This is a genomic window from Fischerella sp. PCC 9605 (genome assembly GCF_000517105.1).
Taxonomy (GTDB): Bacteria; Cyanobacteriota; Cyanobacteriia; order Cyanobacteriales; family Nostocaceae; genus PCC9605.
In genome coordinates, this window is record NZ_KI912148.1 from 856,576 (window position 1) to 870,067 (window position 13,492).

The window sequence follows — 13,492 nt, forward strand, 5'->3', positions numbered from 1 at the left end:
TCTACTATCCACTAACCTATTCCTTAGCAGAACTCATCGGTTTTTGACCTGCTGGGATATTTCCGGTCTGAGGAGAAGCAGATGTGAGGCTGCGGAAATACAAACCGCCAACAGTCAGCAAAAATATAATATACGCTAATGCTTGCACTTGATAGAGGTGTTCTCTGTAACCAAACAAAGCTTTGAGCAGAATACCAGGAAATTTTTCTTCAGGCAAAATGTTAGATGTATTCCAAACCATTGGGCCTAAAATACAAGAGTGGATTTTGGTAAACCTTTCGTAATAGAAACAAAGGCTTTCTGTCGCACGACTACTGAGGGCATAATTGCTGACAGCTTCATCAAAATTGTGTAGTGTTGAAACTACTAAACCAGCAACAATCAATACCAACAAAACGCCCATTACCTGGAAAAATCGCCGGATGTTGATTTTGACTCCCCATTGAAATAAAAGCACACCAATTGCCGCTGCAACAGCAATTCCAGCAATAGCACCAAGGCTGGGAATTAGCCCCTGTTGAAAATTTGCAGCGATGAACAAAACTGTTTCAAAGCCTTCACGCAAAACAGCAACCAAAATTAAGGTAAAAATGCCCCAACCAGCATTAGAGTTATTTTTTAAGGCATCTGTTACCGCTCCCTCTACTTGAGCTTTCATAACTCTAGCTTGCTTGGTCATCCAGATTAGCATCCAGCTAAGCATGGCGATCGCTAACACGCTGAACACACCTTCTAGCAGTGGTTCAACTACGGAGGTGTACTGAGGATTAATTGCACCTAGTGCTTGAATGATCGAGCTAAACAGCACACCTATCAGCGCACTCAGGACAATGCCAACACCGACACCAGCATATACCCAAGGGTTGAGTCGGGATTGTTTAGCTTTTTTCAACAAAGCCAGGACAATACCAACCACTAAGGCAGCTTCCACTCCTTCTCGGAGTGTAATCACAAAAGTAGGTAGAGCAGTACTAAAATTCATTATCAAAAGTCCAAAGTCAAAAGTCCAAAGTCAAAAGCCCAAAGTCAAAAGTCCAAAGTCAATAGTTTGACTTTTGACTCTTGACCCTTGACTCTTGACTATTAACTAAAATCGCGTAACATTTTTTTCAGTTCAAGATTGTGCATCTCTTCCTGACCAATCATTGTTCGCGCAAATTCTTCTAGATAAATACTGGCATTATTGACAGTATCTAACAGATTTTTATACAAATCCAATGCTTTCTTTTCGTGTGCCAAGCTTTCTTCCAAAATGTGTTTAACTGAATGCTTATAAGTTTCTTCAATCGGCGCAATTTTCAGACTAGGATGCCCATCTAAACCTGTGAGAATTTCTCCCACTTGTTGGGCGTGAAGTAGAGACTCACTAGCCTGGGCCTTGAAAAAAGTCACAATCGGAATGCGATTGGGACCAGTCACCATCAAGGAGTAATGAGTATAACGCACAACTCCTGCTAGTTCAAATTCCATGATGGCGTTCAATAGGTCGATTGTTTTTTGGTGATCGAGTTCTTGCATTATTGGTTAATTCACGCTAAAAGCCAAAAGCGATCGGTGATGGGTTACAAGTTAGGAATTAGGAGTTAGGAATTACATACTTTACTCTGTACAGGCAAGTTTAACCAGATATTTGGTTTTGCCAAAAGCCAGTAAAAGGGACTGGGGATTAGGGATCGGGGATTGGGGAAAAGGGTATTGGGTATTGGTGATTGGGAAAGAGCCTTGTTATAGTTCTTCCCCTGTCCCTTCTAGTCTCCAGTCCCCAGTACCCAGTACCAAGTAAGGCGAGCGGCGTTTCCAGTGCTGCTAACATAAAGGTATAGCGGGGGACTCACGAAACGCGACCAATTGACTGAATAAACCCGCCTCCTCTACTAACTCCTAACTTTTTCCGCTTCTCACTAAATTTTAAACCTTGAAGTTAAAACCCAAAGTTAATTTCGCTCCCATTAATTCCAAGGGCTATTGCTGCGCTTGCGTTTTGGAAGCGTCAATGATTTTTTGAGATTCCGATTCGATGGTTTTCACCAGCTTGGTTACTTCCTCAGGGGAATTGACTGGCTTAGCTGGCGGGATGACTGTAGGCCAGTTTTTTGTCAGTTGAGCCATACTCGCTTGAATTGTTTTATCGGCTTCGGGATTTTCTTTAGCCACTTGGCTAGAAATGCCTTTGTACAAGTCGTTAGCGTACTGTACGAAGCCACGGGAATCTTGATACTCAATTGCTGCGGAGATTTTACCGTCAGCAACTGCTGCACCATATTCTGAGTTGGCTGCATCTAACAAGCCGTTAATTACCTGTAGCACGAATGCGGGCTGGGTGCGTTGGTTTTCTGGTAAAGCCGCGATCGCTCCATCCACTGCTTGCATCGAAGTAGTCAAATCAGTTTTGACCTTGGCATCTTTGGGCTTAGATTTCACTAAATCTTGCAAACTCACCAAAGTCGTCTTAAATTCTTTAACTTTGCGATCGTTGAGTTGGTCTTCTACATCAACATAAATTTCTTCGACAGGGTGTCCGATGTGCGGTTCTGCCTGTTTTGGCTGATTCTGATCTAGCAATTCTTGCGCTACAATCAGATGCCCTTTCATCAACCCCAGCTTAGTCATGTAGTCAACATCTTTGGCTTCTCCACTCAAAACCACTTCCTGAACAGTTACTTGGTCTTTAATTTTGTCGAACTGTGCTTGGGTAATCACCTTTTTACTTACTAATTCCTCAGGACTAGCATAGGGACGATTTGCCTGAATCTTATTCGATAATGCTGGTACGCCTAGCTGTGCTTCAAATTTATCTAACTCAGACAAGATTGCTGTGTTGATATTAATTTGTTTTTTGCTACCATGAGCGCTATGAGTAACTGTTTCAGTAGTTTGTGAGGCGGAATTTGGAGTGCTAGCCGCTGGCGAATTTTCTGTGGTGGACGTGCCACCATTATTACAGGAACTTAGCGTAACTATGACACAAGCAGCAATAGCTAAACAAACGTAACGATATTTTTTCATTTTTTCTCCAAAGCAATGTTTGAAAGCTAATAATTGAAAGGCTTTTAGGCTGTATTGGTCTTGGATTTGACAACTTGTCGTAGATTTTGTTATGTTATTTTTGCACTAATGAGATTTTCTATCAACTAGCTGTCAAATATATTCGTTTGAACGAGGGAATGAAAATCTGGTGTTGCTGAATAATGGGATGATTGACGCTGACGCACCAGACGCAGAGACACGGTGATTATTATTGGTGCAAATTCCAAAATCATTCCGCAATTATGCAACGCCGAAAATCCCTTTCCCCTTTCCCCTATTTTCTTTTAGAGTTGCTCTCGGCCACTACTTCAAATTGACCCATACAGCCGTTTTCTGCGATCGCATCTTGATGGGGATGAAACATATACTTGCCTGGATAGCGAAAGGCAAACTCTAAGATATGACGTTCTGCTACACCCATTGTAATTACATCAGTTTTTTGGGTAGGAGTGAGAGTCATTCCAGTTGGATAAACATCGAAGAAGTTGGCGTGCAAGTGAAACGTGACTGCGGGATCGAATTCAATAATGTTGAGGACATACAACCGAATCAACTGATTTTGGTAAATGCGGATGGGATGATCCATGAAGTAGTGCGGCAAACCGTTGAAGGCGTAATGTTCGTTGTGGTTATCGTCATTGACGTCATACCCAGCCATCACCAGGACAATCTCATCTGCTGGTGGGCGCGGTTTGGGCGGATCGATAATAAACATTCCATATAGCCCTTTCGCAACGTGCCGGGTGACTGGTTCAATATGGCAATGATAGAGGTGAACACCAAAGGGTTCAGCATCAAATTCATAAATCGTGGCACTACTGTTGCTAACTGGGCGCACACCGTCCATTTCGGCAGGGTGGATACCGTGAAAATGCAAAGAGTGAGAATGTCCCGCTTTGTTGAGGAACAATACCCGCACGCGATCGCCTTGTTTTGCTCTCAGTGTCGGCCCGGGGATACGACCATTTAAGTCCCAGACGTTGTAAGAAACAGCGCTATTTAACTGTATCGGGGAAGTACCAGCAGTCAAGCGAAATTCTCGGATTATCCGCCCATTTTCACGCTTGAGCGTTCCATAATCAAAATCTCGCACTACCTGCATTGGGTTGGCAGCACTATTAGAAGTTACCTCTTTCTCCAACGGTGGTATTCTCACTAAGTGCTTTTGTGCTGTCAGCTTGTGCCACACAGTAACTGCTCCAGTTACGCCAGCACCTGCTAATCCGAGTTTCAACAGTTGACGGCGACTCCATATTTTTTCTTGATTAAGAGCAAAATTATTAGGCATAGCATTATTAATAATATTTGCAGCTAAATAAAACTGCAAATATTTTGCAACTATTTTTATTTTTATAGACAGATAAATTAATAATTATTCTCAATAATTAGAAAATGCTTTCAGTATCCTAATTCAACTGGCACTATCTATTTCACCAATCCCCAAGCGCAGATACTCAATTTTGAGGCAAGCATCCATCACCACATTTAGTCCTGCACTCAAAGCTTTTTGTGCTGCTTGTTGGTTTGAGACACCCAGTTGCGCCCATACAGTTTTAGCGTTGATGGCTATTGCTTCGTCAACAATTTCGCTCAAGTACTCAGAACGCCTAAAAACATTGACAATATCCACTTGTTCCGGAATTCCTTTGAGGGAAGAATAGCTTGGCTGACCATCAATTTCTTTGACAGTGGGATTCACGGGGTAGACGGTATAACCCGCCCTCCGCAAAAATTGAGCTATTTGATAACTAGTTCGTTCAGGTTTATCAGAATGACCGACTACCGCTATGACTTTGGCGCGGCTCAACACATCACGCATGGCATTATCATTAGCTTTGAGGAGAGGCATATTCTCAATCTCCCTAAAGGACACAAACGATAAAACGCCGTAGAGGGAATCTGGTAGTAAGTGACTTTACTACTCTAATAGTACCTCGAAGGAAGTTCTGGAAACGTTACGAGCGTGCCAGAAGCCTACACCGACCCGAAGGGCGGTGTAGATAGTTCACACACTCCAACGCTCACAGATAACCTTGAGATAACGCTCCGGTTCAGCAGCAGCGCACCAGCGCGACCGCTGAACCGATTGTTAGGGCTACTGGCACCCAGCGCTGCTTGCCTCACCCGGCAACGAACATACGGCAATGAATAGGGTTCAGTTGCACTATTGAATACTGCCGAGAACCAAGTACAAAAGCTGGGCGGCGGCCACAAACAGCAGCCCGGTGAACACCAAGTCCTCGAACCAGTCAATAACGCCGGGTTGCCGCTCAAGCATAATCCGCGGGTTATAGTAGAAGATCGACACGAGTATGCACGCGATCGCCAAGGCCAGTCCCGCCCATACTGCCCAATCGTATCCTGCAAACAATGCGGCGATAACGAGGGCGGCCACCACATAAAATGGGAGACCCTGAACGACGAACGTATGCATTGAGTCATGCTTGGAGGTCCCCGCCTTTGCAGTGGCTCGGTAGAGTTCGTATACAATCGCTAGCGTGAATGTGATTAGCAGAACCCATGCTGCGTCTTTCATCAAATCTCTCATAGCCTGCCTCCGCGGGAGCATTAGGACATTTGACGGAAATTTTCTGAATATTATTCTATCGCAGCAGAAATACTAGCAAGACTTGGAGCTAGTGGCGAACTCAGCGGCGTGCAGCAAGATATTTCTGACATAGCAAGGGACTTAATTAACTTGCTCGAATCGCAGCACTCTTACCCAGCGTTACTGTTTTTCCGTTTTCGACAAACTTACTATGCCTTGCCAAGAATACTACTTTTGGCGATCGATACAGTTACCCTAATGAAAAGTGCATTGAACACTGAAAAATATCGTTCACTAGTGCATTCCACAGCGGTAGCACAATTGTGGGGTGGCAGTTTACAACTGCTGTTTGAGTTGTCTGGCTCATTTCTGCCAAAGAGTCGTTCAAATATTCATGACTCGCAAGAGCAAGTGTGGCTAAAGCGGTATTATCACGCGGTAGAAAAGTTTAGAGCCGAAGGAATAGAGACAGCAACAGATTTAGAGACTGGTGCTTCTTTGTACATCTCTCTGCGCCGAAAATGGAACCCATGTTTAGCTGGGCTTGCTAATTATATGGGATATAAATGGAGTGAAATAGCTCCCTATGAAAATTGAGCATCTTTTTGCTCCTTGTATGCTAATTCTTATAAAATTGGCATACACGATTTTTGTAAGTATTTGGCTTTCTGCTTGGTGCATTTGAGTAGCTACACATTGATTTAGTTTTAGTACCTAAGTAATAAAAATGTTTATGAGTAGCCTAGTTTTATTAGTAATTGGTTTAGGAATTTTTGTATTGGCTTGGAATACTAAAGACGAAATTAATCGAATTGCGGCTATGGTAGCAGGGACAATTTCTCTGGTTTGGGGATTTGCTCTAGCTCCCTTGCAATTTCAATTGCTAGTTGAGTTTGTCTTGGTTTTAGCAGCTTTCTTTGTTTGTATGCGTTGTTTAGGTTGTGGTTTAAAACGATAAATTAGTCACAACAACAATTGGGAATTTTGGTACAAACAACAAAACATTAGATTACAAGCAAAATTTTTATCCAGGATTTTTAATGAATATATAGGACTAGTATTTGATTTTTGAAAAGATACGTAGGGGAGGCAAAAAGGGGTGTGGATTTTCCTCCCCCTTTATTGCCGTTGCGTTACGCCAAAGGCTAACGCACCATTCTATGTTTTTGGTGCCGTACTCTCCCCGATCGCACACCCTACGTGTACTTAGATTTTTTCAATCATCAAACTGGATTCCTATATTAGTAAGTAAGTCAAGATAATTAAACTGAAACTATTTTGTATTTTATTTGAGCGATCGCATCACTCATCCTTGGTCAACTCACATCTTCCATCAGTTGCAAAAAGCGTACAAAAGAAAAATCTTGTGGTATAGACTTCTAGCCCGTCCTCATCGGCGGGCTGTCCGGACTGCACCACAAAACAATATTATTGCATCATTTTAGTCGTGTCACACTATTAGTCAGCACAGCATTCAAAACAAAAAATGAGGCAAAGGAAAAAACGGCGCTAGCATAAAAGACCGCTTGTGTTCCCCAAATTGCATCGACGATGCTTCCTAAAAGGGGGCCAAGTGTCTGTCCCCATGACTGAATCGTTGAGTTTATCCCCATAAAACCAGCTCTAGATTCTTGTGAGGAAAGCATTGCTAACAGTGCTTGGGTAGATGGGAATGCTATACCTTGAGCTGCTCCCAGGAAAAAAATCGGAATCAACAGCAGCCAAACATTATTAACTGTAGGAACAATCAATAATCCCAAACCAGAAAGAATGAAAGAAATTTTAATGAGTTGAATTTGTGAGAAATGCCGCGTCAATAATCCTAATTGGGAAGCAACTAAGGCAAGGGATAATGATAGACTAGTTAAGATAATGCCAATGACTGGTTCAGAAGCACCGAGTTTAGTTCCTGCAAAGATTGGGATGTAAGTTAAGCAGGCTCCTACTTGCAGCATGAACAGAGACATTATTGCAAATAGCAGTCCAAATACCTGACGATTGTTAATGCTCCTCCAAGTATTTTTTAGATAGGGTTTAAGTTGGAAATTTTGTACACTATGTTCCTGCTTTGGCAGCTTCATTGTTGTTAACACCATTACTGCAACTGGAATAGCAAATAACGATGTCAGAAATGGATATCGCCAACTAAAAGAAGCTAATAACCCACCAATGAGAGGAAAAATTGCCGAACTAATCCCATTCAAGCTGGCAACAAATGCCATTACAGAGGTTAACTTTTTCCCTGTATAAAGATCGCTGATGATAGTTAGTTGCAGAGATTCTAGGCTAGCAGTACCAATACCCTGCAAAATTCGCCATTCTACAAGGCTACGAAAGTTAGGAGCAAAACCGCTTAAAGCTCCGCCAAGGGCAAAAACTAGCAGTGAAGGAACAAGGACTTGTTTTCTACCAAAAGTATCAGCTAAAACTCCAAATATTGGAGTCACAATTGTACCTGGAAATTGAAAGAGTGTCGATACTAGTGAAACTCGATCGCTTGAGACATTGAAAAAATTTGCGATAGTTGGCAGTGCGGGATTATAAATTGTTCCCCCTAAAATTGCCATTAGTGTCAACAAACTAATGATGTAAAAATTCTTATCTTGGTGGATTTTGCTCACTCTTTTACCGGTGGATTTCATGGCAGAGTTATACCATTTTAGATTTTAGATTATGAAACATTTAGTGGTAATCGCTTTTGGCTATCTGTCCCAATCATTTTTCAAATTGGTATTACTCAATCTGCTTTTTTATTATATAGTTTTGTTAAAAATAATTCATCAATTGTTACTTATTTTTTGAGTTCTTAAATTGAGATGCGTTAGAAGATAAAACATATATTATTTTATACTTTCAATTCACATATTAAACAGTATTTTTTGTTAACTTACTTATTGCAATGGGACATTTTTATGTATCCAAAGATTGAATTATACTAACTGAACTGTATTGATTTATAGCCAAAATAGGTTGCAAAAAAGAGAAGGCTGAAAAAGTTTTTCGTCTGATTTTCAGCCTTATACAAATTAATTTTCAGTAAATTTTAATCAAGTGATATCCCATTCCACATAGAGGTCTTTAAAACTACGGTTCATCAATGCTGGGATATGAGTGAGCTGTTGATTTGAGCGAAGTCTGAGATTCGGCAACCTCGAAGACAATACTTCCAGAGCAATCCGTCCTTCTCGACGGGCTAGGTTTGAACCAATACAATGATGAACCCCATGACCAAATGCGAGATGGTTAGCAGTTGTCTGTTGGAAACGTTCAATCTCAAAGCTATCTGCATTACCGTATTGGTTTTCATCTCGGTTAGCAGAGCCATACATTAAAAAGAGCTGAGTGCCTTGGGGTAGTGTAACTCCTGCTATGGAAACCTCTTCGGTAGTAGTGCGAATCATTGCTGGAACAGGAGCATCATATCTCAGTGCCTCTTCTACAGCAGCAGGAATGAGTGACTGGTTTTCACAAATAGCTTGCCACAACTCTGGGCGCTCCAGCAGAAGTTTTATAGTACTGGCAATCAGATGGCTAGTTGTCTTATGTCCAGCTAGTATCAACCCACATAAAACGATGACCTGCTCGTTCATACTCAGGTCAGAGTCCTGGATATTGCTGATTAAGTCGTTTTGAGGAGTCTGGCGTCGTTCTTCGATTAATCCTGCAACGGTGTGCTGCATTGCCACAAAGCTGCGGGCACATTCTAGCTGAGCTTCTGGTGTTAGCTGGGACGATAACAACGCTGTCATATCAAGGCACCACTTCTTGATATTGGGCATTATCTCCAAGGGGACACCATACATGGTGAGGATAACCTCAAGCGGCAGCGGATAAGTAAATTGTGAGACGATATCAGCCTGACCATCTTTGATAAAACTGTCTACCAATCTGTTGGCAATAGCGCGAATCGAATCTTCCAATGCTTGCAGCCGTTCTGGTGCGAACACTTTCACGAAAGGAGCACGCAAGCGTTTGTGCAGATCGCCATCGCTATTAACCAAGTCAGCAACAAAGGGAAAGCCTTGTCTGAGCACTCCAATCACTTCCGGAGTGAAGGTAACAATTGGCTTGAGGTTATCTGCTGAAGAAAATCGTGCCGGATCTTTCAGGACATTTAGGATGTCTTCATAACGTGTGAGCACATAGCCATTTAATATAGGACTGTAAAATATTGGTTCTTCATCTCTAGCACGCTTGAAGAATGAATAGGGGTCATCAAGTTGTGGCTGAACAAAGGGTTGGAACTCCTGTCCGAGGTGGGGACAAGTTTTTTTCTCAGTTGGGATCGAATCTTTTCCAATCATTGTTTCTATTCCTTTCAACTTAATAGGTGTAATTGAAATCAAACTTATGCACCCTCGGAGGAGTAGCCATTTGCGGTTCAGGTTTTACATGAGTACATTTCCTTACTCCTTTCTTTTCCTCAGTCCACCAACACTCCGCCCTTGGTTTCAATTACCCAAGGCAAAAAAGCTAACCCCAACAGGGGAATAAAACCAACCCAAAACAGCGCTTGCACAGCAGTGTTGTATGCATTCGCTCCCCCAGATGCGATCGCACCCACTAAAAATGGACCTGCTGCGGCTATCACACGCCCCGCGTTGTAGCAAAAACCTGAACCAGTGGCGCGCAGTCTCGTAGGAAAAAGCTCTGGTAGGTAGTATGTAAAACTACCGAAAACACCGATCGCGCTTAAACCGATTGTGAAATACAGATACAAGCGAATTTGCGGAGGTAATGGTAGCCCAAAAGTAACCATAATTGATACTGCTGAGAGAATGAAATAAAGGGCAAACATCTTTTTGCGCCCCAAGTATTTCGCAGCAGGAACCGTCAGCAATGTGCCTACCAGACCTCCCCAGTTAAAACTATTTGTGGCTAGGACTTTCCATTCTTCGACTAGTGCTAATGTAGCTTTCGCATCTAAGTTTTGGGCATTGGCAGCTGTGTTAGCTAAACCTGTAGCTACTATTGGGATAAAAGCATTACTACTCCAATTTGTCAATAAAGCAATCAACGCCATTAACAAGCCGCTGATAGTCAAAGGTAGATTTTGGCGGTTGAAGAGTTCGCCGAGTCCAGATGAGCGGTGTTTACTTTTTGCCTTCTCCCAACGTTCTGGTTCTTTGAGAAACACTCGCACCAATAAGGTAACAGCTGCGGGGACAAGACCGCAGAGTAACACGTAGCGCCAAGAGGTTTCCGGGTTGTCGGGAAATAATACCCCGGCGATTTGGTAGTTAACATAGGTCGCCAAAAACAAACCCGCTGGGGAAGCAGTGTATAATATTGCTCCTGCTTCTATACGTGATTTTTCTGGGACTACTTCCGCCACCATTGAAGCCCCAGCCGCCCACTCGCCACCAATCCCGAGACTAGCAACTATCCGACACAGCATCAAAAACCAGATATTGGGAGCAAACGCACAGCAAGCATTTCCAAAAGCATAGAGAAGAATGGCGATCGCCATCGTCTTACTACGCCCAATCCGATCGGCGACTTGCCCAAAAAACACCCCACCAACTGCCCAACCAATCAGAAGAATGGAAGTCAAAAGACCAGTCCAATAAAGAGTTGCCGCCTTAGCCTCTGGTGAACCAATGGTCAAACCCAAAAGTGTCGGAACACAATTTGGGGCAACGTAGTTAAATAGCAAGGCTTCAAACATGGCAAAGCCCCACCCTAGCCACGCTATTAACAATACAGTCCATTGGTAACGACTCAGACGCAACATTTTTTACCGATCCGCACAAAAATTACCGAAAGTTACGATGCTTTTGCCATAGGCTCTTTAAAGGCAACTCGCAGATGCTTGGGCCCGTGGAACACAATGTTGTCTGCCCACTCCACCTTCTCGTCTAGCAAGCGCAGTTCGGGCAAACGATTGAGCAGGACATTCAACGCAATCTGAGCCTCAGCACGTGCCAAGGCAGCACCAAGGCAGAAGTGGATACCGCTACCAAAGCCGCAGTGCTTACAATCCTGGCGCTGGATATCGAGGACATCAGGATTCACAAAACGTGCGGGATCTCGGTTGGCAGAACCGAGTATCAGCCCCACGCTGTCTCCACGGCGGATGAGCTTGTCGCCAATCTCCACATCTGCGAAAGCCCAGCGTGACACCATTTGCACGGGACTGTCGTAACGTATTAGCTCCTCTACCGCTCCAGCAATCAGTTCGGGGTGAGAACGCAATAGTTTGAGCGCATCGGGATTGCGGAGCAACGCCAGCGTCCCTTTGGCAATCAGGTTAATCGTAGTTTCGTGACCCGCCGTTAGGAGATGGATGCATGTGGCGAGGATCTCTTCGTCGTTGAGTTTATTGCCCTCGTCTTGGGCCTTAGCTAAAGCCGTAATCAGATCTTGACGTGGTTCTTTGTGCCGCTGGGCGATCGCTTTCTTGAAGTATTCAATAAATCCCCAAGTTGCCTGCTCAGCTTGAGCGTAAACCTCTGGTGAAGGAGTCAGGCGTGAGGCGCTGGCATGTTGTAAAGCTAACGCCCATTCACGGAACATTGGGCGATCCTGCGGATCTACACCCAGCAGAGTAGCAATCACCATCACTGGTAAAGGAAAAGCAAAATCCTCAACCAAGTCCATTTCGCCGCGGACTTGAACCCGATCCAGCAGACTATCCGCGATCCCAAAAATAGCTGGACGGATGTTTTCAACCATCCTGGGAGAGAAAACTTTGTTAACTAGCGATCGCAACCGGGTGTGATCGGGTGGATCTCTAAAAACCATCCAGTTGCTAACCATCGACCGAAATCCCTTATAGGCAGCTGGCACTGGTGCGCCTTCGCCGTCCTCTCGAACTCGCGAAGCCTCGCGACCAAATTTAGGACTCTCAAGCACATGCACCACATCTTCATAACGAAACAGATACCAACTACCAGACAACCGCGGGTTTGCGGAGAGTCCCCAATGGACAGGATCTAACTCCCGATAGCGTCGGTAGAATTTGTAGGGGTCTTCAATAACTTCAGGTATAAACGGGTTTAATCTTTCAATTGTAGAAATCGTCATTATTATTAACTTCCAACTAGGCTTTAGTTTTTTCTTGGTGTCTTGGTGTCTTGGTGGTGAAAAAAAAATGATTGAAACACCAAGACACTAAGACACAAAGAGGAAAATAGTCTTTTACCCACCTTGACAGGGCTACCCTTATCCCCTATTCCCAGTCCCTAATCCCTCATAAATTGGTAATTCCTCCAAGGACGGCAATTTTAACGGATATCGCAGTTCAGACAGCATCCGCGTCATTTGCTCACGCCCGGAGCGCTGAACCTGCATAACAGAAGGTCTTGACTCCAGACGCCGTACGTAATCTATTAGTCTGGGCAAGTGCTTGTAGTTGTAAACTATACGTACGTAGGCGAGGGTAGGAGCAGCGGCGCAGTCTGCCAAGGAAAACTCTTCGCCCGCTAGCCAGGTACGCCCTCCAAGCCGCTCGTTTAGGAGAGTGCAGCCAGTCTCTAAAAGCCGCTTTGCTTTGACGACCTCTTTGCTACCGCGCTCCTCAACTGGGCACTGAGTATCGGCAAATAATGCCTCACGTCCGCCGTTGATATACACATCAACAACTCGCTCCAGCAGACGAACCTCTAAAGCAAGTTCTAGTTCTTCAGGAATAAGGCGAGGTTCATTTTGAAAGTGGCGATCGAGGTATTCAATAATAATGCCAGCCTCAAACAGTACCTGACCGTTATCAGTTACCAGCGTGGGAATTTTACCAAAGGGGTTGATTTGCATGTAGCGCGATCGCGCTTCGGGATCGAAAAGATTCACCTCGATAGGTGTAAAATCTATGCCCTTCTCGTAGAGGGCAATTAGCACTCGCTGGCAGTAGGATGAGGCAGTTGCGTAGTAGAGTTTCATGTTAGTCATTAGTCATTAGTCATTAGTCATTGGTGAAAT

At 43.8% G+C, this 13,492-nt stretch carries 14 protein-coding genes; 3 read left to right on the forward strand and 11 right to left on the reverse strand.

Annotated elements, in window-relative coordinates; all coding sequences use genetic code 11:
• Positions 1 to 16 precede the first annotated feature (16 nt).
• From FIS9605_RS0106220 to FIS9605_RS0106240, 5 genes are all read right to left on the reverse strand, one after another.
• Entirely contained in the window at positions 17 to 982 is a 966-nt protein-coding gene (locus FIS9605_RS0106220; RefSeq protein WP_026731815.1) for an FTR1 family iron permease, read from the reverse strand.
• Positions 983 to 1,083: 101 nt separating this feature from the next.
• Entirely contained in the window at positions 1,084 to 1,518 is a 435-nt protein-coding gene (locus FIS9605_RS0106225) for a ferritin-like domain-containing protein (RefSeq protein ID WP_026731816.1), read from the reverse strand.
• A 444-nt stretch (positions 1,519 to 1,962) separates the two neighbouring features.
• Positions 1,963 to 3,006 (reverse strand): ComEA family DNA-binding protein, encoded by a 1,044-nt coding sequence (locus FIS9605_RS0106230; protein WP_026731817.1) that lies wholly within the window; start codon positions 3,004 to 3,006, stop codon positions 1,963 to 1,965.
• A 295-nt stretch (positions 3,007 to 3,301) separates the two neighbouring features.
• A complete protein-coding gene (locus FIS9605_RS0106235; protein WP_026731818.1) occupies positions 3,302 to 4,315 on the reverse strand; it encodes a multicopper oxidase domain-containing protein in 1,014 nt (337 codons plus the stop codon).
• Positions 4,316 to 4,438: 123 nt separating this feature from the next.
• Positions 4,439 to 4,876 (reverse strand): CoA-binding protein, encoded by a 438-nt coding sequence (locus tag FIS9605_RS0106240; RefSeq protein ID WP_026731819.1) that lies wholly within the window; start codon positions 4,874 to 4,876, stop codon positions 4,439 to 4,441.
• A 114-nt stretch (positions 4,877 to 4,990) separates the two neighbouring features.
• Between FIS9605_RS0106240 and FIS9605_RS42445 the strand changes: the two genes are divergently transcribed.
• Entirely contained in the window at positions 4,991 to 5,179 is a 189-nt protein-coding gene (locus FIS9605_RS42445) for a hypothetical protein (RefSeq protein ID WP_155960366.1), read from the forward strand.
• A 12-nt stretch (positions 5,180 to 5,191) separates the two neighbouring features.
• Here FIS9605_RS42445 and FIS9605_RS0106245 read toward each other — a convergent pair whose 3' ends face one another.
• Positions 5,192 to 5,563 carry a hypothetical protein gene (locus FIS9605_RS0106245; RefSeq protein ID WP_155960367.1) on the reverse strand — a complete coding sequence of 124 codons (372 nt, stop codon included), beginning with the start codon at positions 5,561 to 5,563 and terminating at the stop codon, positions 5,192 to 5,194.
• Between the two features lie 120 nt (positions 5,564 to 5,683).
• Between FIS9605_RS0106245 and FIS9605_RS36390 the strand changes: the two genes are divergently transcribed.
• Positions 5,684 to 6,172, forward strand: a complete 489-nt coding sequence (locus FIS9605_RS36390; RefSeq protein ID WP_231510251.1) for a hypothetical protein — start codon at positions 5,684 to 5,686, stop codon at positions 6,170 to 6,172.
• Between the two features lie 136 nt (positions 6,173 to 6,308).
• Positions 6,309 to 6,533, forward strand: coding sequence for a hypothetical protein (locus FIS9605_RS0106255; protein WP_035139684.1), 225 nt, complete (start codon positions 6,309 to 6,311; stop codon positions 6,531 to 6,533).
• A gap of 478 nt (positions 6,534 to 7,011) precedes the next feature.
• Here the strand turns inward: FIS9605_RS0106255 and FIS9605_RS0106260 are convergent, their stop codons facing one another.
• The 5 genes from FIS9605_RS0106260 to FIS9605_RS0106280 all read right to left on the reverse strand — a co-directional run bounded on the left by FIS9605_RS0106260 (position 7,012) and on the right by FIS9605_RS0106280 (position 13,453).
• Complete coding sequence (locus FIS9605_RS0106260; protein ID WP_026731822.1) at positions 7,012 to 8,217, reverse strand: MFS transporter; 1,206 nt, start codon at positions 8,215 to 8,217, stop codon at positions 7,012 to 7,014.
• Positions 8,218 to 8,622: 405 nt separating this feature from the next.
• Positions 8,623 to 9,879 (reverse strand): cytochrome P450, encoded by a 1,257-nt coding sequence (locus tag FIS9605_RS0106265; RefSeq protein ID WP_026731823.1) that lies wholly within the window; start codon positions 9,877 to 9,879, stop codon positions 8,623 to 8,625.
• A gap of 119 nt (positions 9,880 to 9,998) precedes the next feature.
• A complete protein-coding gene (locus FIS9605_RS0106270) occupies positions 9,999 to 11,309 on the reverse strand; it encodes an MFS transporter (RefSeq protein WP_026731824.1) in 1,311 nt (436 codons plus the stop codon).
• A 32-nt stretch (positions 11,310 to 11,341) separates the two neighbouring features.
• On the reverse strand, positions 11,342 to 12,601 hold the full coding sequence (locus FIS9605_RS0106275; RefSeq protein ID WP_026731825.1) for a cytochrome P450: 1,260 nt from the start codon (positions 12,599 to 12,601) through the stop codon (positions 11,342 to 11,344).
• Between the two features lie 138 nt (positions 12,602 to 12,739).
• A complete protein-coding gene (locus FIS9605_RS0106280) occupies positions 12,740 to 13,453 on the reverse strand; it encodes a glutathione S-transferase family protein (RefSeq protein WP_026731826.1) in 714 nt (237 codons plus the stop codon).
• Positions 13,454 to 13,492: the final 39 nt, after the last annotated feature.